This is a genomic window from Mesorhizobium sp. M0663 (assembly GCF_040320585.1).
GTDB lineage: Bacteria > Pseudomonadota > Alphaproteobacteria > Rhizobiales > Rhizobiaceae > Mesorhizobium.
In genome coordinates, this window is sequence record NZ_JAMYPX010000031.1 from 1 (window position 1) to 18668 (window position 18668).

At 59.0% G+C, this 18668-nt stretch carries 13 protein-coding genes and 7 pseudogenes; 14 read left to right on the top strand and 6 right to left on the bottom strand.

Going from position 1 to position 18668, the window contains the following annotated elements:
• Positions 1-226 precede the first annotated feature (226 nt).
• Both kdsA and NKI54_RS30470 read right to left on the bottom strand, forming a co-directional pair.
• Positions 227-1093: a 3-deoxy-8-phosphooctulonate synthase gene (gene kdsA, locus NKI54_RS30465; RefSeq protein ID WP_352693346.1), complete on the bottom strand. Its 867-nt coding sequence runs from the start codon at positions 1091-1093 to the stop codon at positions 227-229.
• A gap of 84 nt (positions 1094-1177) precedes the next feature.
• Positions 1178-1480: a hypothetical protein gene (locus NKI54_RS30470; protein WP_352693348.1), complete on the bottom strand. Its 303-nt coding sequence runs from the start codon at positions 1478-1480 to the stop codon at positions 1178-1180.
• Positions 1481-1789: 309 nt separating this feature from the next.
• Between NKI54_RS30470 and NKI54_RS30475 the strand changes: the two genes are divergently transcribed.
• The 5 genes from NKI54_RS30475 to NKI54_RS30495 all read left to right on the top strand — a co-directional run bounded on the left by NKI54_RS30475 (position 1790) and on the right by NKI54_RS30495 (position 8995).
• A complete protein-coding gene (locus NKI54_RS30475; RefSeq protein WP_352693350.1) occupies positions 1790-2242 on the top strand; it encodes a methyltransferase domain-containing protein in 453 nt (150 codons plus the stop codon).
• 393 nt (positions 2243-2635) lie between these two features.
• Complete coding sequence (locus NKI54_RS30480; RefSeq protein ID WP_352693352.1) at positions 2636-4249, top strand: GMC family oxidoreductase; 1614 nt, start codon at positions 2636-2638, stop codon at positions 4247-4249.
• A gap of 275 nt (positions 4250-4524) precedes the next feature.
• A complete protein-coding gene (locus tag NKI54_RS30485) occupies positions 4525-5856 on the top strand; it encodes an aspartate aminotransferase family protein (protein ID WP_352693354.1) in 1332 nt (443 codons plus the stop codon).
• Positions 5857-5967: 111 nt separating this feature from the next.
• Entirely contained in the window at positions 5968-7224 is a 1257-nt protein-coding gene (locus NKI54_RS30490) for a CaiB/BaiF CoA transferase family protein (RefSeq protein ID WP_352693356.1), read from the top strand.
• Positions 7225-7735: 511 nt separating this feature from the next.
• The gene (locus NKI54_RS30495; protein WP_352693358.1) at positions 7736-8995 is read left to right on the top strand and encodes a CaiB/BaiF CoA transferase family protein; all 1260 of its coding nucleotides are present in this window, start codon (positions 7736-7738) and stop codon (positions 8993-8995) included.
• A gap of 23 nt (positions 8996-9018) precedes the next feature.
• On the opposite strand, the pseudogene NKI54_RS30500 reads toward NKI54_RS30495, so the two are convergent.
• Together NKI54_RS30500 and NKI54_RS30505 are read right to left on the bottom strand one after the other, a co-directional pair.
• Positions 9019-9419, bottom strand: a pseudogene (locus tag NKI54_RS30500) (IS21 family transposase); the annotation flags it as partial.
• 398 nt (positions 9420-9817) lie between these two features.
• Positions 9818-10986 (bottom strand): annotated as a pseudogene (locus NKI54_RS30505) (IS110 family RNA-guided transposase).
• Between the two features lie 95 nt (positions 10987-11081).
• Here NKI54_RS30505 and NKI54_RS30510 point away from each other — a divergent pair.
• The 3 genes and pseudogenes from NKI54_RS30510 to tnpC form a co-directional block, all read left to right on the top strand.
• Positions 11082-11456 (top strand): transposase, encoded by a 375-nt coding sequence (locus NKI54_RS30510; protein WP_352693360.1) that lies wholly within the window; start codon positions 11082-11084, stop codon positions 11454-11456.
• The gene (gene tnpB, locus NKI54_RS30515) at positions 11453-11797 is read left to right on the top strand and encodes an IS66 family insertion sequence element accessory protein TnpB (RefSeq protein ID WP_023693549.1); all 345 of its coding nucleotides are present in this window, start codon (positions 11453-11455) and stop codon (positions 11795-11797) included. The genes NKI54_RS30510 and tnpB overlap by 4 nt, the downstream gene beginning before the upstream one ends.
• A 76-nt stretch (positions 11798-11873) precedes the next feature.
• A pseudogene (tnpC, locus tag NKI54_RS30520) lies at positions 11874-12869 on the top strand (IS66 family transposase); the annotation flags it as partial.
• A gap of 390 nt (positions 12870-13259) precedes the next feature.
• Here tnpC and NKI54_RS30525 read toward each other — a convergent pair.
• Both NKI54_RS30525 and NKI54_RS30530 read right to left on the bottom strand, forming a co-directional pair.
• The gene (locus NKI54_RS30525; protein WP_352693362.1) at positions 13260-14459 is read right to left on the bottom strand and encodes an IS91 family transposase; all 1200 of its coding nucleotides are present in this window, start codon (positions 14457-14459) and stop codon (positions 13260-13262) included.
• Between the two features lie 12 nt (positions 14460-14471).
• On the bottom strand, positions 14472-15320 hold the full coding sequence (locus tag NKI54_RS30530) for a tyrosine-type recombinase/integrase (protein ID WP_502898280.1): 849 nt from the start codon (positions 15318-15320) through the stop codon (positions 14472-14474).
• A gap of 307 nt (positions 15321-15627) precedes the next feature.
• Between NKI54_RS30530 and NKI54_RS30535 the strand changes: the two are divergent.
• The 6 genes and pseudogenes from NKI54_RS30535 to NKI54_RS30560 all read left to right on the top strand — a co-directional run.
• Positions 15628-15837, top strand: a pseudogene (locus NKI54_RS30535) (transposase domain-containing protein); the annotation flags it as partial.
• Between the two features lie 2 nt (positions 15838-15839).
• Complete coding sequence (locus NKI54_RS30540) at positions 15840-16073, top strand: hypothetical protein (protein WP_502898281.1); 234 nt, start codon at positions 15840-15842, stop codon at positions 16071-16073.
• Between the two features lie 153 nt (positions 16074-16226).
• Positions 16227-16370, top strand: a pseudogene (locus NKI54_RS30545) (IS4/Tn5 family transposase DNA-binding protein); the annotation flags it as partial.
• 386 nt (positions 16371-16756) lie between these two features.
• Complete coding sequence (locus tag NKI54_RS30550) at positions 16757-17671, top strand: IS4 family transposase (protein WP_352693366.1); 915 nt, start codon at positions 16757-16759, stop codon at positions 17669-17671.
• 28 nt (positions 17672-17699) lie between these two features.
• A pseudogene (locus NKI54_RS30555) lies at positions 17700-18007 on the top strand (IS30 family transposase); the annotation flags it as partial.
• A 42-nt stretch (positions 18008-18049) separates the two neighbouring features.
• A pseudogene (locus NKI54_RS30560) lies at positions 18050-18288 on the top strand (integrase core domain-containing protein); the annotation flags it as partial.
• Between the last annotated feature and the right edge of the window lie 380 nt (positions 18289-18668).

Here is an 18668-nt window from a genome sequence, read left to right on the forward strand (position 1 = left end):
TGCTAACCTTCTCCATGGACGGCTCTCCCTCATGTGACTTTCGACAGCCACACTTTGGCACATTGCGATGCCGGGAGCGGAGGCCGTCCACCTCATCAGGTCAAAGCTCCAGGACGCCGTCGGATCGCGATCCGTTACGACCGATGCGCCGTACCTCTCTCTGGCCATCTGAAGCTCCCAGTCCCTTACCGGATCAGAGTCTTCGCCCTCGATTGATCGTCCCAACCTAGCTCACGAGCGGCTGAGCTGGCTTCTCACAAGTGGCGGATACCTTCTTCGCCAAGTGGTCGAATGCAAGCAACGTTTCGAGAAGTCGGTGCATCATCTGCAGAGGCACCATGTTGGGGCCATCGCTCGGCGCCTTATCGGGATCCTGATGGGTCTCGATAAAGATGCCCGCAACGCCGACGGCGACAGCCGCCCGTGCCAGGATCTCGACGAACTCGCGTTGTCCACCTGAACTCGTACCTCTGCCGCCTGGCTGCTGCACCGAGTGGGTTGCATCGAACACCACCGGAAACCCGGTCTCAGCAAGGATTGGGAGTGCCCGCATATCAGATACAAGCGTATTATAGCCGAAGCTCGCCCCCCGCTCGCACAGTAACACATCCCGGTTGCCTGATTGCACCAGCTTGTCGGCAACGTGCACCATATCCCAAGGGGCGAGGAACTGCCCCTTCTTGACATTCACCGGGCGCTGGGTTCGGGCTGCTGCCACCAGTAAATCGGTCTGACGGCAGAGAAAGGCGGGGATTTGCAGGACGTCCACGGCCTCCGCCGCCTCTCGGCACTGCTCAGGCGCATGGACATCGGTGAGCACCGGACAGCCAACGGTCTCTCGAACATCCGCCAATATGGCGAGACCCTCTCGCATCCCGATACCGCGCCCGCCAGAGAGGCTCGTCCGGTTTGCCTTGTCGAACGAACTCTTATAGATGAAACCTAAGCCCAGACGCCCTGTGATCTCTGACAAAGCTTGACTGGTCTCAAGCGCATGGTTGCGGCTTTCGATCGCGCACGGGCCGGCGATGAGTATCAAGGGAAGATCGTTGCTAACGTCCAGCCGTCCGATTGTAATGCGATGCTGCTTCATTTGACTATTGCTGGTTTTCGAGCCGCAAATTTAAGCGTTAGAGCCATGGGGCCGATTGTCTGGTAGGACTGCCCCAATTGCAAATTACGGTTTACCTAAAGTTTTGCGACGGTTTGATATTATGTAAGCGTCCGATTGTTGCCGCGGAGATTTCGCTTTGATGCGTGCGATGATGTCTGGGTCTGAGACGACGTCTTCAAGGAAATCGTTCCAGTCATTGGTCGAGCGGCGGGCGACGAGCATTTGCCTCAGCCCGTCAACTCCATCGTCGGTAAGAGCGGTGATCGCTTCGTCCGTGCCGTCGTAAACGCTGATGATACTGCCGTAGGACAGGACGTCATCGTTATAGACGATCGCCACCGAGAGTTCGCGATCCTCTCCGAACATTTTTGCGACGTCGGCGCGGCCGGTCGGTGCGCTCGTCCGGGACCCACACCTCCAGCAAAAAGCCGCTGACTCATACAATGCCCTTCACATGTGAAAGTCACCAGTTTTTGGTGTTACATTTGCACGCAAAAACATTACCGAAAATTCAAAAAATTCTGCCGCATGTCCCTGTAAGATATCCACACGCATAAGCTTTGGCCGTCAGCAGACGGCAAAACTCGCCTATCTGAGCCTGTTATCTGTCGCACAGCAATCAAAGGGAGGTGGACATGAGCATTATCGGAGACATCGATCAGCTGAAACAGCGTCTTGCTGAAAGTCAAAACCGGGCCTTCCGATACCACATGCAAGCACTTGGGTTCGCTATCGTCATTCATGAGGGCGTATTCCCGCCATCTCATTTCTTCGCATGGCGGTGGTGTGTACAGAACTTTTCCATCTGTCAAGGGAGAGCGCGTCCTTGAAATCGGCTGCGGCATGGGTCTGCCCTCAACCTACCTTGCGAAGAACGGAGCGGACGTCGTCGTTGCAGTCGACATAGATCCCCGCGCGGTTGCAAATACCCTCGAGAACGCTCAACGGAATAACATCGATAACATCTTAGTTCTGCAAAGCGACATGTTCTCTGCTGTGGAGGCCTCTCAAAGGTTCGACGCGATTTTCTGGACTTTTCCCTGCACGCACGTTCCGGAAGACTACGAGTTTGCCAGTGAGAACGGGGACTCTTCGATCCGGGATATAAAATCCTCGGGAGCTTTCTGAAACAGGCGCGCTCGTATCTCGCTGAAGACGGACGAGTAATCCTGCAATTTGGCGGAGGAGACCATGCCACCACTCTCGTTGATTTGGCAGACGCAAATGGATACGCCATCGAGCCGATCGCTCGAGGATCCCTCCCCGAGGGGGGCGAGAGTATATCAGTTTCATGAGCTCAAGACAGTGTCGGGCTGGGTTAGCATAGACACGTCGCAACCGGAATAGAACCATGGTTGGCTAGCAGATCGCAGATCCTGAATCATCGCTGACCAACATCTTGGGGCGTGCGAGCGATTTTGAGGCTCTTAGATGGGAAGCCACCATTTAGGTCGGCGTCGGTCCGAGCTAGGACAGCTACCTGCAGATCAAAGGGGCGTGCGATTGCGATCAAAACGGGACATGCATACAACCGATCACGTTGAGTGTGACTTCTGCATTGTTGGGGCAGGGTCAGCCGGCAGCGTCGTTGCTGACCGTTTATCGGAAGATGGTCGCTTCAGAGTCCTGCTGCTTGAAGCTGGCCCAGTTGACACGAACCCATTGATTCATGTGCCAGCCGGGTTTCTCAAGCTTCAAAATGACAAAAGGATCAATTGGGGATTCCGCAGTGAGCCGTCTCCGGAACTCAATGGTCGGAGCCTTGATCTGCCTCAGGGAAAGGTCTTGGGCGGGAGCAGTTCGACAAACGGAACGCTGTTTGTTCGCGGGAATCCGGAGGAGTATAATCGCTGGGCTCGGCTTGGATGCACGGGTTGGAGCTACGATGAGCTATTGCCCCACTTCCGATCAATAGAGCGATACCATGTTCGAGACTCTGCAGACCGGGGAAGTGACGGTCCTCTGCCGGTGGTGGCTTTGGCAGTCCAACATCCCCTATCTTCGGCCTTCATCGCGAGTGCTAAGTCTCTCGGCTTTCCCGTACTCGTGGACATCAACAGCCCCCGAAATGTCGGTGTCGGATGGTTTCAACAGAATCGTCAAGGTCGCTTTAGAGCAAGCACTGCCCGGACATTTCTGAGGCGGGCGAGAACACGTTCAAACTTTCAGCTGATGACAAATGCGCTGTGCACGCGCGTACTCTTTGAAGATCGTCGCGCGATAGGGGTTGAAGTCCTACGAGCTGGGCAGCTATTCCAGGTAAAGGCAAGGCGGGAGGTTATCCTTGCTGCAGGGGCACTCAAGTCACCGCAAATATTGCAGTTGTCCGGCGTTGGACCCGCCAACCTTCTGTCGAGGCACGGCATTCCGTTGGTGCATCATGCGGCTGGTGTTGGCGAAAACTTGAAGGATCACTTCCTTGTTAGAGTCGCGCACCGAGTTCAAGGCTGCGTAACGCTCAATGAGCGAGCACGGGGGTGGCGACTCTTGCGCGAGTCGTTGGTATACACCTTGCTTGGACGAGGTCTCATGTCCTTGGGGGCGAGCAATGCGGCTCTCTTCGCTAGAAGCCGGGACGATGTGGCCGCTGCTGACCTCCAGTTGAGCTTCACTCCAGGCAGTTACGCTGGCTTAGGCAAACTCGAGCGGTCGCCGGGCATGACAGTAGGCTTATGGCAATCATCTCCTGAAAGCAGTGGACACGTGAGCATCGTTTCCGCTGATCCGAATATCCCTCCTGCAATATCGCTCGGTTATCTCTCTGTACATTCGGACAGTGAAGCTCTCCTATCAGGCATAAGATTAGCACGCGAACTGTTCAAAAGGCCCGCGCTCGCTCGATTTAGCGTTTGCGAGACCTTACCCGGCCATCCCATAACAGGTGACGCGGAGCTTCTAGCTTATGCACGAGAATGTGGCGCGTCCGCTCTTCACTTCTCAAGCACCTGTCGAATGGGGGTCGATGACAGAGCTGTTGTCGATCCCAAACTCCAGGTTCACGGAGTGAGGGCACTGCGAGTTGTCGATGCGTCGATCATGCCAAAAGCGTCGTCTGTCAATACGCATGCGATAACAATGGCAATTGCTGAGCAGGGATCGTCGATCATTCGTTCGTCGGTCAATTCGCAAAGATAGCCGCGAAGCGCATGCCCCGTCAGCGCTGCGACAATTTTTTGAGCAATGAGCTTGAGAATTCGCTTGCTGCTTTTCACACTTCATACTATTTGGAATATCATTCCAATAATTGACGCGTCCGTCCCACAAGGCTCGCAGAAAATCTAGTGTGAACTTGGACGGCCTGGGCGGAATGAAAGTCTGCGCCCCGCAAGTCCATCACGGAACATAAACAAATGAGCCTGAGGTGAGCAGGATGGTCCGCCACGATGAGTAAGGTCAAAGGGATATCTATTATGGACGCAGACACCTTTTTGGGGCGCTACGACGAGTCCAAAAGATTGATGTCGGAAGGGCGCCGGTACTTGGCGGCGGGGGTAAGCAGTAACGCTCGGCTCACCGGGAAACGACCTCCTCTGTTTTTCGAACGCGGGCGCGGGAGCGAATTGGTCGACGCCGACGGCAACAGGTATCTCGACTTCGTAATGGGCATGGGCCCGATGATCCTCGGCCACAGGCCAGAAGCCATCGAAACCGCAATCATCGACTCGTTTGAGATCGGCCAGGTATTCGGGGGACAGAGCCGCCTTGAGGCGCAGCTGGCGGAGAAGATCGTGCAACTGGTACCTTGCGCCGAATTGGTCCGGTTCACCAACACCGGCACCGAGGCTGACCTTCTGGCAGTGCGGCTCGCACGAGCCTTTACGAGACGCTCAAAGATCATCAAGTTCGATGGTCACTATCACGGTTGGGCCGACGGCCTGGCTGTGAGCATCAAGCCGCCGTTCGAACAACAGGAGAGTGGAAACTCAGTCCAACCTCACCCTGAGTCATTGGGGATGCCTCCCTCCACCTATGAAGACCTAATTGTCCTCCCATGGAATGACCTTGATGCAGTTGAAGCATGTCTCACCTCCCACGGGGGGGATATCGCCGGCGTGATAATGGAGCCGGTAATGTGCAACAATGGGGTCATTACGCCACTTCCTGGTTTCCTTGAGAAGGTCCGGGAGCTATGCACGGGCTGTGGCGCCCTCCTGATTTTCGACGAAGTGATCACTGGATTCCGACTTGCGCCGGGTGGCGCGCAGGCGAAGTTTGGGGTCACCCCCGACCTCGCCATCTTCGGGAAGGCGCTCGCGGCCGGCTTTCCTTTGGGTTGCGTCGCAGGCCGCGCTGAAGTGATGGACACGTTAGCCCATGGCGTCCTGCACGGGGGGACCTACAGCGGCAATGTGACTGGCCTCTGCGTCGGCTTGGCGACATTATATCAGACCTGTTCGCGCGGCGGGAAGGGTCTCAAAGACCTCGAAGATAGGGGCAACAAGCTGGCTGAGCGAATCGCGGAGTCCCTAAGGCGGCATGGAATTACTGCGCAAATCCAAGGCTATGGCGCGCACTTCGGTCTCTTCTTCGTCCCGTCGGAACTGCGGGTTCGGAGTTATCGGGACCTGAGGTTTGCCGACCGTGACGCTGGCGATGAGTTCGTCGCCAGGCTGGTGGATGCCGGCGTCCGCAGCACAAGTCGGGCATCCTTCTTCCTGAGCACAGCTCACACCGATTCCGACATTGCTGAAGCAGCAGACGCCATAGATGTAGTCTTGGCCGACATGGCGCGACAGAGGTAGGCTCCCGTGTTGACAGGTTTCCCCGGTTAGCAGCGATGGCACTCTCGCCGCAACCGGCTCCAGCGCTACGCAAATTGAAGGCTCCGCGCCTCTGCCGGTTGCTTAACCCGCATGTTGCGATCTTTCACGAACTCTTATCACCGCCGTCACATTGAATACGCTAAGATCCGCCCGTCACCAGTGACGCGTTCTAAATGCTGTGTTCAACGTAGGCAGGATTGTCTGGAGGTTCTCGTGATTGGATCACCACTAGAAGGAGTGCAAGTGCTCAGTCTCGCGGAACAATATCCTGGTCCGTATGCAACCCTTCTGCTGGCAGACCTGGGCGCGGATGTTACTCTTGTTGAGAGACCTAATGGCGGTGACCCAGCCCGCAAGCTCAGAAGCCTCTTTTCCTCCCTGAGTCGCAACAAGCGAAGTGTTGTCCTTGATTTAAAGTCCGCACACGGTCGAGAATCGCTATTCGAGTTGAGCAAAACTGCGGACGTTCTTATCGAAGGCTACAGGCCTGACGTAATGAAAAATTTCGGATTGAGTTACGCAGACCTTAATCCAAGAAATCGCCGTCTAATCTATCTGTCATTGACAGGTTTCGGTCAAAATGGCCCTTACCGCAGGCGCCCGGTTCACGACCTCTCCTGCCAGGGCTTAGCCGGGGTTCTATTTAAGCAATGTCGAACCGGACGTCTGGAGAAACCGTTTCAATTACCCATCGCCGATCTCGCCTCCGGTACCCTGGCGGCATTTGGTGTGGTTTCGGCTCTGCTGGCGCGGGAGCGAACCGGGCATGGCTGCTACATCGATCTGTCTATGACCGATAGCCTTGTGTCATGGATGACCGCCTATCACTATGCGACGTTAAACGGAAGACCAATGGCAGAGGTGTACGAGGAGGAACCGGCATATGGGACCTTCGCTTGCGCAGACAACAAGATGATTACGTTGAGTATCCCTAACGAAGATCACTACTGGCAGGCTTTGTGCCGAAGTACTGGTCTGGAACATCTGGCTTCCGTAAGCCATCAGGACCGCGTGCAACACGCTGATGACTATCGCGCGCAACTTGCCGCCGCGATTGCGAAGCAAACGCAAGCTACGTGGGCAGATATTTTCGATGGTATCGAAGTTCCTTGGGGGCATGTGCATGAACTAAATGACGTCGCAAGAGATCCGCAGCTGCACACACGAGACCTCTTTGTCCGGCTTAGCCTCGAAGACGGCGGTGAATGGCACGTGAATCAACCGCTGCGATTCGACTGCTACAAAACCGGAATTCGGCTTCCTTCGCCTCAGCTGGGTGAGCACACTGAAGAAATTTTGTCCTGTTACAAATCAAGCGCGACCGCGCTCCCTGGAGAAAGCAAATGACCACCGGAATTGATCAGTCACAGCAAGAACCGTATTTGAATGCCGCTGCCGTTATTAGTAAGCGATTCCACCGCGGTAATTACGGGATGTCAAATGAGGACATGCGACCGCCGGCATGAGCAAGCTCGCAGTGATTCACTGTATGACCGTCGCTTTCCTGCCTAGGCGATTGCCCATGCGGTCTGGCTCTATTTCCGCTTCCCTGAGCATAGTGGAGGATATGATGGCTGCCCGCGGCATCATCGTTACCCATCAGATCGTCCAAACTAGCAGAGAAATGCCAGTTAGCCAGGCAGATAAACGCCGATCGGCCGGGCATACGGTGACAATGGTGCCTGGAAGAATGTGTTGCTTACACTAATGGCAAAACGGCGAGCTCGAATAGACGCATGCGCGGGGTTAGCCGCTCGCTCCAGACGAGCGTGAGCGGTCATTTCTGATCAAGAACACCTTGGCTCATTGAGCAACCGCAACTCTAATCCGCTTGGAAACTGGCGAAGGGAGCGATCAAATGCTGAATACCCTTACAGGAGTGAAAGGTCGCCTAAAGGAGGATGGCGACGTGCATCCACTGAGCGGTATTCGCGTCTTGGCGTTCACGCACTATGCGGCGGGGCCAATCGCGGCGCAGTATCTTGGCTCGCTTGGAGCGGAGGTCATCAAGATCGAGGCTCCGGCGGGCGATTATCAGCGTAGCGGTATCAAAGAGCCAACGGCGGCTGCAGACGCACCGAGCCCCTATTTCCTGGGCATGAATCGCAACCAGCGTTCACTGTCCATTGATTTGAAGAGGCCCGAGGCGCAGGCGGTCATCCGCGAGATAATCTCCCAGAAGGATATCATTTTGGAGAATTTCCGGCCCGGGGTCTTGGACCGGATGGGGTTGGGCAATTCCGCCCTTCTTGCCAAGCATCCTGGACTGATCTATTGCTCGATTGCGGCTTATGATCCGGCTGGCCCAGGGCGAAATAAGCCGGGGCAGGATTTGATCATTCAAGCCCTGTCGGGCATCGCCAGCCTTGGTGGGGCAGCCGATGGTCCGCCTACTCCCGCCGGTGGCTACATAGTTGACACCTATACGGCATCACAGGCTGTCATCGGCATTCAGGCGGCGGCGCGCCAGCGCGACCAGACAGGGCTTGGTCAATGGGTGCGCGTGGATATGATGTCGTGCGCGCTTCACTTGCTGACCTCGGAATCCAGCTATGCACTGAACGCGCGAGAACAGGCCTGTCGGGGCCGGAATGGAATCAGCCACAGTCACCAACCAGCGTCTTACGGCATCTATTCGACCTTAGACGGCGCGATTGCTCTTGTGGCTCGCCCCGCATCCCTTCCCGATATTGCAGCCGCGTTGGGCCTCAGCGACCCGGTCATACCGCTGCTAGAAGGAAGCGGCGCTTGGACAAACCGGGACGAGATCGCCGGCATCCTGTCAGACCGGCTGCGTCAACTGACCAGCAATGATGCGCTCACGCGTCTTGCACCTACAGGTATCCTGCTGGCCCCGGTACGCAGCATCGACCAGGCGCTGGCCGATCCCGATGTGGCCGGCGAACTAGTCCGTGAGGTTGAGCACGGCTACGGCGGCCGCTATCGCGTCATACTTGAGCCGCTGAAGCTTTCGGGCTCGCCGCTCGTCTTCGATCGCCCTGCGCCCGATCTGGGCGAGCATTCGGTCGAGGTTCTGCGAGAGGCTGGCATAGATCAAGATCGCATTGATGCTCTGATCGCAAGTGGCACGGTTCGTGCCACGGAAAAGAAGCGTTGATTGCGCAGGCGCGCCAGGACCTAGCGCTGGGCAATTTGCACAGCGACCTCGACCGTCGCGGCCTGGCTGCGAGATTGCGGTGCCGTAGTGGCTCGCTATCTCGGCATAGGTCCGGCTGAGACCGGGATCATAGCGATCGGGGTTGGTGATGGCTGCCTTGAAATTATCGGGAATCACGAACTTCGGCATGCCATCCAGAAAGGTGAAAAGGTTCGTGTGAACACCGATCCAGTCGGGCAGGCTCTCGCTCGGCCACGCCTTGGCGTAGCGGTGTAGTTCGAGAGTTCGAGACGCCCATCGCCGCGACGAACAGCTTCATTGCGTGCACTTCGCCGGTGAACGGGTCGAAGATGTCGATGGTGTCGCCGGTGAAATCGAGAAACGCCTTCTCGCCGCCCAGGTGCGTTTGGCGCATCGTCGGGCGCCCGCTTTTAACGACTATCCATCCTGCTAGAATGTAAGCGCGTAGGCATCCCCACGTAGCGTGCAGGCGGTTGATCGCTCATTTTCAGCATGAATCATGCGGAGAATCCTCACATGGGAACATCTGTGTCAAGTTGGTTAAAACATATCGTCATCTCAAATTATCGGTTCCAGGTTCCAAGCCCGACTGTGTGACACGGCTCGTTTTGCCGAGCCTCATCCACCTCACATACGGTCGCCGTTTATTTCGGCTGCACCAACATCCCGCTTCCGGCGGGCAGGGCTTAGGTCGACAAAACCATTCTATGAGACGGCATCTCAAGATTCTCTCGGTCGTCGGCCTGGAACCACCAGGGCTCATGAGACCTTGGTGGTCTCTTAAGGGGGAGAGTGAAAGCGTTATGGGGCCTTTATGATGGCGCCGTCGATGATGACCCCAGAGGTGACATACTTCCAAAGCGCGACCAACAGCTTGCGCGCCAGCGCGACGATGGTCGTCTTCTTCATGCGACCACCATTATGTTCAACACGCCCCCTGAACCATTGCGCCAATGCCGAATCCGGCTGATGCCGCAACCACAGCCAGGCTAGATCTAGCTGGATCAAAGTCGTGCGCAGTCTCGGACTGCCTGCTTTCCACACGCCCTGTTCGCGGTTAATCGAGCCGCTTTGCCAAGGCATCGGTGCCAATCCTGCATAGGCCGCGACCTGGCGGCGGTTGTCGAAGGGCCGGAACAGACCTTCCGACCATAGGATGTTCGCAAACTCCGCACCGACGCCTTTGATCCCAAGTAACATCGTGACCGGCGATGGTTTGGTCTTGTCTGCCCTTTGGTCCGCGAGAAGTGCGTCACGCTCGTCCTCGACCACCTTGATTTGCTCCATAACCAGTTCCAGCCGGTCCAGCTCACGGGCAATCTGGGCTTTCATATGTTGTGCCAACATATGACCGTCACCTGTTTGCAGTTTCTGAGGCGCTGGCGTCGATCTTTCTGAAGGGGCTCGTAATCGCTGATACCCTGCGAGAAAAGAAGCCCCTTTATCCGATTGACGTGACCGACACGTTCCACCATCAGCGCTTTTCGCTCCCGGCCGATCCGCCGCCGGTCTTCCTCTTCATGGGAAATGGCCCGCACCATCGCACATACGCGCGGTTCCTTCCTCTTGAAGGCCAGCAGAACACGCAACAGCGCCTCGCCATCGACACGATCAGTCTTCACGCGCAGCCGGCGGCGAGGCGTAGCGATTGAAGCCGCATCAACGATGTGACTTTCGATGCCTTCTTTCTCGAGCGATCGGTGGACCCAAAAACCATCGAGACCAGCTTCCTGGATCGTAATGATCGGATACGTCTGCCCCGTTCTGGCTCGGCTTCTTTCTCGCAGCTTCGAGAACAACTCAATTAGACCGACAATATTGCCAGCTTCCACCGAGTGCTTCGACATCTTCTCGCCATTCCCCGGTGACAGCGACGTGATGAGCCATGTCGAACGCGACAGTTCCAAGGATAGAAATATTGCAGCAAGATTGGTTTGGACGGCCGTCGTCGGGATATCGGTCTTAAGCATCGCAGTCTCCTCAGATTAGGTGGTTGGTAGGACGACCACTCATTCTGCAAAAAACGGCGGCCGTCATCCAGCCCATGGGATCTATGAGCGACAGTATGAGCCATCATCGAACATTCGAGATTTTGACGGCGGAGCCTGTGCCGTCCCGACGCAAGCCGCGCCATCGGTCGGACGAAGAAAAGGCACGGCTTGTCGCCGAAGCGTTCTCGCCAGGGGGCAATGTGTCGGCGGTTGCGCGTTCCGAGGGGCTGGACCCCTTGCAGCTCCATGCGTGGCGCCGCAAGGCGCTTTCGTCGGGCATGGTTGCGCCACTGACGGAGGCAGCGAGCAAGCCGGCGAAGTTCACGCGCTTTGAAGCGGTGGGCAGCGACACGGTGGAAATCGTCATTGGCGATGCCGTCGTGCGCGCCGGCGGCGATGTTGATCCCGATCGCCTGGCGAGGATCATCCGCGCGGTTCGCAAGGCATGATCGCTTCCGGTGTGGTGGTTTACGTGTCGTGCCAGCCGGTCGACTTCCGCAAGGGCGCGGCATCTTTGATGGCGCTGGTCAGGGATGGCGGCCTGGACCCGTTCTCGGGGGCGCTTCACGTATTCCGTTCGAAGCGTGCGGACCGGGTTCGCATCGTGTGGTGGGACGGCAGCGGGGTTTGTCTTTATTCGAAGACTCTGGAAGATCACAGCTTCTGCTGGTCTGCGATATCGGCCGCGCGCATGCGTCTCGACCACGCCCAGTTGATGGCGCTTCTGGCCGGACTGGACTGGAAAAAGATCCGTCCGGCCAGGGTCAGGCGGCCGTTATCGACGGGCTGAAACCGGCCTGCGGCAAGATGAATCATGCGGCTGGAACGGTTGGGAAAGCGGCTGTTTTTGTGCTCTGTTGCTTGCCATGGTTCTACCGGGTCTTGCCCTTCCCGACGACGTTGATGCGCTGAAGGCGATGATCCTTTCCATGGCTCGCGAGCAGGCTGCGAGCCAGGCCCGGATCGCAGTCGCCGAAGCTCGGATCGTAGCATCCGAGGCGGAGGTCGCCCGGCTGAAGGCCGTCGAGAGGAGCGCCAACGAGCGGATCGCCAATCTCACGTCGATCCTGAAAGTTTTACAGCGCACGCAACATGGCACGCGTTCCGAGCGGCTACGCCTGGCCATCGACGACGAGCAGGCCTCCTTTGCCTTCGAAGAGGTCGAGACCGGCCTTTCGGAAATCCGGAGCGAACTCGACCGCGCGGTCGGGAACAAGCCGAAGCGCGCCCCGCGTCCGCGCAAGGGTTTTGCTGCCCACCTCGAACGCATCGAGCAAGTTATCGAGCCGGAAATCCCTGGCGACTGCGAGGGGCTGGAAAAGGTTCTGATCGGCGAGGACCGATCCGAGCGGCTGGACGTCGTGCCGCCGAAGTTCCGGGTCATCGTCACGCGCCGTCCCAAATACGCTTTCCGGGGCCGTGACGGCGTGGTCCAGGCTCTGGCGTCGGCGCACATCGTTGAAAGCGGCCTGCCGACGGAGCGGCTGCTCGCCTACATCGCCGTGTCGAAATACGCCGACGGCCTTCCGCTTTACCGGCAGGAGACGATCTATCTGCGCGACGGTGTCGAGATCAGCCGGTCGCTGATGGCGCAGTGGATGGGGCATCTGGGCTTCGAGTTGCAGATGCTCGCCGATTACATCCTCGAGCGTGTGAAGGAGGGCGAAAGGGTCTTCGCCGACGAGACGACCTTGCCCACCCTTGCCCCCGGTTCCGGGAAAACCACGAAAGCCTGGCTATGGGCCTACGCACGGGATGATCGACCCTATGGCGGAACCAGTCCGCCAATGGTTGCCTATCGTTTTGAGGACAGCAGAGGCGCAGATTGCGTGGCGCGCCACCTCGCCGGGTTCAGCGGAATATGGTCAGCTGAGCATATTGCAGAGCGTTTTTAGCTTGGCGTCGCGCTGCAAGGTGGGTGGCGAGAGTGCGCTGGGGTGGATCGCGGCGGTGAGCTAAAAACGTGTTGGACTAAGCCGCCGGCACGGGTGGCCGCTATGGGTTTTCAATTGGGGCCGCACCTATGAACAGGCATCGCGTGGCGATGCGGATGCGTCGCGGACGCGGTGATTGAAGGCGTGGCGTGCACCGAAAGCGGCGCGGATATCGGTTCCGGCATGTGAGGATCGGCGCCGCGCCCTGACTGAGAGAGGTTGCCGGTGACGACGGCGCACACTTTTGCGGGACCGGCTCAGTTTGGCTTCCGAGCGGGTCGGCGCGATGCTGATGACAAGGAAGGCGACGCCCCTGCTTCATGACGTGTCCTGGTATGGCGGGCGTCCGGTGACGCCGTCGAATGTTTCGATGATGATCATCTGGCCTTGACGACAGGCGGGGCATTGCCTGAGGGAATGACCGGTGAGGTCCTCGTAGCGGTCGCGATAGTCCTTTGCGGATCGGCTGTCCGACGGCTCTGGAACTGGCATGCCGAGCAGGTCACGACAGCAGGCGAGCTTTTGCGCGCGATAGCGATTGCCGAGGAAGCCGTAATGGCGGATGCGATGGAAGCCCTCGGGCAGGACGTGTAGCAGGAAGCGGCGAATGAACTCGTCGGCCGCGACGGTCATGACCTTCTGCCGATTGCCGTGCCGGTAGTCCTTCCAGCGGAAACGAACGGCGTTGTCCTCGATGTCGATGAGGCGGTTGTTGGAGATGGCGACGCGGTGCGTATAGCGCCCGACATAGTCGAGCACCTGGGCAGGTCCGGCGAAGGGCGGTTTGGCAAAGACGACCCACTCAGCCTTTCGTAGCGGCGCCAAATAGCGCCGGAAGGCGTCGCGCTCGCTCAGGTGCTGCAGGCCAGAGAAGAACTTCAACTGGCCGGCGTCGAAGGCTTTCTCCAGGTGCTCCAGAAACAATCGTCGGAACAGGCGTGAGAGCACCCGGACCGGCAAGAAGAAGCCGGGCTTGCAGGCGATCCACCGACGACCGTCGGCAGACAGGCCGCCGCCGGCGACGACGCAGTGCAGATGCGGATGATGAAGCAGGTTCTGGCCCCAGCTGTGTAGCACGGCGAAGAAGCCGATCTCGGCGCCCAGGTGCTTGGGATCGGCGGCGATGGTGCGCAGGGTCTCGGCGGCGGCGCGGAAGAGCAGGCCGTAGACGAGCGCCTTGTTCTGATAGGCCTTGGTGGCAATGTCGCCAGGCAACGTGAAGACGACGTGAAAGTACTGTGTGTCGAGGAGATCGGCGCGACGATCCTCCAGCCATTGTGCACGGGCCAGCGATTGGCAGCGTGGGCAATGCCTGTCGCGGCAGCTGTTGAACGCGATGCGCCGGTGGCCGCATTGATCACATGCTTCGACGTGCCCACCGAGTGCGGCGGTCCGGCACAATTCGATCGCCGTCATGACGCGGCGCTGGGCGGTCGACAGCGACGCGTCATGCTGTGCGCGATAGGCTTCGCCGTAGCAGCGGAAGATATCCGCCACTTCCGGCCCCGAGCGGGCCATTGCCGCGACCGCTCAGAAGTACTGCGGCTTGGCAGGCGGCGGCACGGTGGGCGCCGGACGCGGCAGGAGCTCGAAGGGGCTCGACGTGGCGCACACCTTGTTGGTGGCAATCCGCAGGTAATGGGCGGTGGTCGCGAGGCTGCGGTGACCGAGCAGCAGTTGAATGGTGCGCACGTCGGCGCCGGCCTCCAGCAGATGGACGGCGAAGGCGTGGCGAAGCGAATGGGGCGTGACCGGCTTGGACAATCCGGAGCGGTCGCGCGCTTTCGCGCAGGCGTGTCCCACCGCATCCCTGGTGATCGGCTGGCCGGAACGATCGCCGGGGAAGAGCCACTCCTTTGGCCGCCGCACCTTCCAGTAGCTGCGCAGGATCTCCAGCAGCTTGGGCGACAGCATCACATAGCGGTCCTTCTGGCCTTTGCCCTGCTCCACGCGGATGACCATTCTCTGGCTGTCGATGCCCGTGGGCTTCAGCTGCACCGCTTCCGAGATGCGCAAGCCGGCGGCATAGCAAGTGGTCAGGATGGCGTGGTGTTTGACGTCGAGGACGCAGCCGAGGAACCGCTGAACTTCCTCGGCACTGAGGATGATCGGCAGCTTCTGCGGCTTCTTGGGAAGCGGCAGGACCTCTTCAGGCGCCCAATCCCTCTCGAGCGTCACAGTGTAGAGAAAGCGCAGCGCCGCAATGGCGACGTGGATTGAGCCGGGCGACAGCTTCTTCTCGTTGGTCAGATAGACCTGATAGGTCCGAATATCCTCGCGCCCGAGCAAGTCCGGCGACTTGCCGAAGTGACGCGCGAACAGCGACACCTGTTGTAGATACGACAGCTGGGTGTTGAGCGCGAAGTTGCGCACCTGCATGTCCTCGCTCATGCGCTGGCGAAGTGGGTCATGACAAACTCCTCCTTGTCCGATGGAATGGGCTGCAAGCAGCCACTCCATGCTGACGCAGTCGGAGCTTGTTGTGGACACATGACCAGCGCGACAGACGACGCGATCAACACCACGCCGGCGGCACACACCCTCCTTGCCGCTCCGCAATCGCGGAGCGGGTTAGTCCAAACATGCTTATGCCGCGCGCGGCATAAGCAGGTTTCGATCAGCGAGGCGATGACGGCCCAGTGTTCGGCGCCGCCGTCAGAGCCTGCGAAGAGCGCATTCTTGCGGATGGCTGTTCTGCGGTTCCGATCGCGGCGGACAGCGCGCTGCCGTTCTCTACAGCCTGATCGTCAGCGCCAAGTTGAACGATATCGACCCGCAGGCCTGGCTCGCCGATATCCTGGCGCGCATCGCAGCCCACCCAGCTCATCGGATCGATGATTTGCTGCCGTGGAATTGGAGATCCGCACAACTGCGGACCCAACCAGCGGCGGCCTGATCATGCAGCGCAATAAGGTGCATCACGTCTACACCGTCGAACGTGTCGCCAGGGACCTCGGCGTCAGCGAAGCGCTCATCCAGGACCTGACCCTCGGTCTCGAGCCCGAGGACGGCGTCATCTGGGTGTACGGCGCCAACGATGACGACGGAATCTTGGCCTTCACCGATGAAGGCATCGAGGAGGTCAAACTCCTCCTCGAAGAATATCATCGCGTCTCCCCATCAAAAACTTGACGCCGGCACCGCGGTGCTCAGGTCCTCATGGCCGCCGGATACACGTCTGCGGTCTTCACCGGCTTCCGATTACCCACATCGTCGGCGGGCCTATTGCCCCGTATGAATCTGCCGTGATTCTGTCCGTGACGCCGAATCACGGAGGCGTCACGGATGCGAGACAAGAACGGCAGCAGCGAAGCCGCTTGGCAGGAGGAAGAGCTTTCTGCGGCGGCCCTTCCCGACAAGCGTCTGGCCCGTCGGCTGCGACGGTTGCTGGATCAGATGTCAGCTGCGCCGGGCAAGCCAATCCCGGCGGCCTGCGGCGACTGGGCGGCGGCGAAGGCGGCCTACCGCTTCTTTGACAACCCGCGTGTGACCGAACATAGCGTTCTGGCCGGCCATTTCGCCGCGACCGCGGCGCGCATTGCGGCGAGCGAAGGTCCGATCCTTATCCTGCAGGACACGACCGAATTTATCTACAGCCGCGCGCAGCCGGGCAAAATCGGCTTCACCAAGACCATCAACGCCGGGCGCTACAAGGCCGGGCAGCCCAACGTGCTGACTTTGTGCGGGGTGCTGATGCATTCGAGCCTGGCCGTCACCCTCACCGGCACACCCCTCGGTCTGACGGCGGTGAAGTTCTGGACACGAACGAAATTCAAGGGAACGCTCGCGCTCAAGCGGCACATGATCCCACGCGCGTGCCGATCGAGACGAAGGAGAGGTACCGCTGGCTGGAGAACCTGCGCCAGTCCATCGCGCTCGTTGGCGCAGCCGAGCGCTGCGTGCATGTTGGTGACCGAGAGAGCGACATCTACGAGCTCTATTGCACCGCGCAGGACCTTGGCACCAGCTTCCTCGTGCGGGTGCAGACGAACAGGCTGGCCGAGCGGCCTGCCGATGCTGTCCCGCACGATCCTGCTCATCGCGTCTTCGCCCAACTTGCGGCGGCGCCTTGGGCAGGACGTCATCGCATTACGGTCGATCAGGACGAGACGACCTGCCTGCAGGTGAAGTTCGCCGCCATCAGAACCTTGCCGCCCGTGGGCAAGCAGAAGCGCTACAGTCCGCAGGTTCTGACTTACATCCACGCCCTCGAAGAGGATCCGCCGCCCGGCCGCGAGCCGATCGACTGGAAGCTGGTGACCAACTTGCCGGTCGGCGATCTCTCCGCGGCGGTTGAGAAGCTCGGCTGGTATGCCCTGCGCTGGAAGGCGGAGGTGTTCCATAAGGTCATGAAGTCCGGCTGCCGTGCCGAGGAGGCGAGGCTCGAGACCGCCGAGAGGCTGGCGAAGTTCCTCGCTCTCATCGCGGTGGTCAGCTGGCGCATATTCTTCGTCACAATGTCGGCGCGCGCCAAGCCAGACGCCGCGCCCGACAGCGTTCTCACCTTCGCCGAGATCACTGCGCTCAACCGGATCGACGCGTCCCGAACGCGGCCACGCCTCCAACGGCCCACGCTCGCCGCTTACCTACTGCAAATCGCCATGCTTGGCGGCTATCTCGCCCGCAAACATGATCCGCCTCCCGGCAACATGGTCGTCTGGCGCGGCATGACCCGCTTGCACGATATCGCCTTCGGCATCTCCATTGGATCAAGCCGACGATGTGGGTAATCGGAAGCTTCACCGGATGGGTACCACGATCATGACGTTGCCCGAAGAGCTGCGTCGTTCGCTGACCTGGGATCAGGGAGCCGAAATGGCTCAGCACCATCGCCTCAAGATCGATGCGGGTGTCCAAGTCTACTTCTGCGATCCGCAAAGCCCATGGCAGCGTGGCACCAACGAGAACACCAATGGGCTGCTGCGTCAGTACTTCCCGAAAGGCACCGACCTGAGCGTCCACAGCGCCGACGAGATCGCCGCCGTGGCCGCGGCCCTCAATGCCCGACCAAGAAAAACCTTGGCTGGAAAACGCCGGCAGAGGCGCTTGACGAGTTGCTGTCGTGAGTGAACACAATCGGTGTTGCGACGACCGCTTGAATCCGCCCATACGCCGCCGAGATCTACACCAAGCAGCTCGCTGCAATGAATGTCACGCCGTCGATGAGCCGAACCGGTTGCTGCTACGACAATGCTCCGATGGAAAGCTTCTTTCCACCCGCTCAAGGTCGAACTCGTTCCAATGGGAAACTCGCGACGAAGCGCGCCGCGACCTCTTTGCTTATATCGAAGGTTACTATAACCGAAGGCGCATCCACTCCGCATTGGGGTACAGGACGCCAGAAAGGCCGAATACCAGATCGGCTAATCCCCTGTCCATCAAAGCGAGGGAAGATCACGGTGGCAATAGCACTCTGAGTGGACCAGATCAACTCACTGCGCGGGCTACCGATTGAGTTCAGGTCGCGCCTGTTTGCATGCATGAGGTTCCTTTTATTTACTCTCTATACGTGCCATCCGCAAAACGTTTTTGTGTCCGAAGCCGGACAAAAATGTCAGAAGCTGCCCAATGGTCACCTGAGCCGGGCCGCGGGTACCGGGAAGTGGTGCAGTGCAAATGTATGCTGAATCCGGCACGCCAATTGCTTCGATGATTTTGTCACAGGAACGTCGTAGCACCTCATGGAGTTCAGTGCTGATGGACCAGCCTCTCAATATAACGCGTATA

Bases quoted from the DNA above. Each gene is read 5' to 3' on its own strand.
- kdsA (WP_352693346.1), bottom strand. From the start codon at position 1,093: ATGAAGCAGCATCGCATTACAATCGGACGGCTGGACGTTAGCAACGAT.
- NKI54_RS30470 (WP_352693348.1), bottom strand. From the start codon at position 1,480: ATGTTCGGAGAGGATCGCGAACTCTCGGTGGCGATCGTCTATAACGAT.
- NKI54_RS30480 (WP_352693352.1), top strand. From the start codon at position 2,636: ATGCATACAACCGATCACGTTGAGTGTGACTTCTGCATTGTTGGGGCA.
- NKI54_RS30485 (WP_352693354.1), top strand. From the start codon at position 4,525: ATGGACGCAGACACCTTTTTGGGGCGCTACGACGAGTCCAAAAGATTG.
- NKI54_RS30490 (WP_352693356.1), top strand. From the start codon at position 5,968: ATGTTGCGATCTTTCACGAACTCTTATCACCGCCGTCACATTGAATAC.
- NKI54_RS30495 (WP_352693358.1), top strand. From the start codon at position 7,736: ATGCTGAATACCCTTACAGGAGTGAAAGGTCGCCTAAAGGAGGATGGC.
- NKI54_RS30510 (WP_352693360.1), top strand. From the start codon at position 11,082: ATGAGCCATCATCGAACATTCGAGATTTTGACGGCGGAGCCTGTGCCG.
- tnpB (WP_023693549.1), top strand. From the start codon at position 11,453: ATGATCGCTTCCGGTGTGGTGGTTTACGTGTCGTGCCAGCCGGTCGAC.
- NKI54_RS30525 (WP_352693362.1), bottom strand. From the start codon at position 14,459: ATGGCCCGCTCGGGGCCGGAAGTGGCGGATATCTTCCGCTGCTACGGC.
- NKI54_RS30530 (WP_502898280.1), bottom strand. From the start codon at position 15,320: ATGCAGGTGCGCAACTTCGCGCTCAACACCCAGCTGTCGTATCTACAA.
- NKI54_RS30540 (WP_502898281.1), top strand. From the start codon at position 15,840: ATGCAGCGCAATAAGGTGCATCACGTCTACACCGTCGAACGTGTCGCC.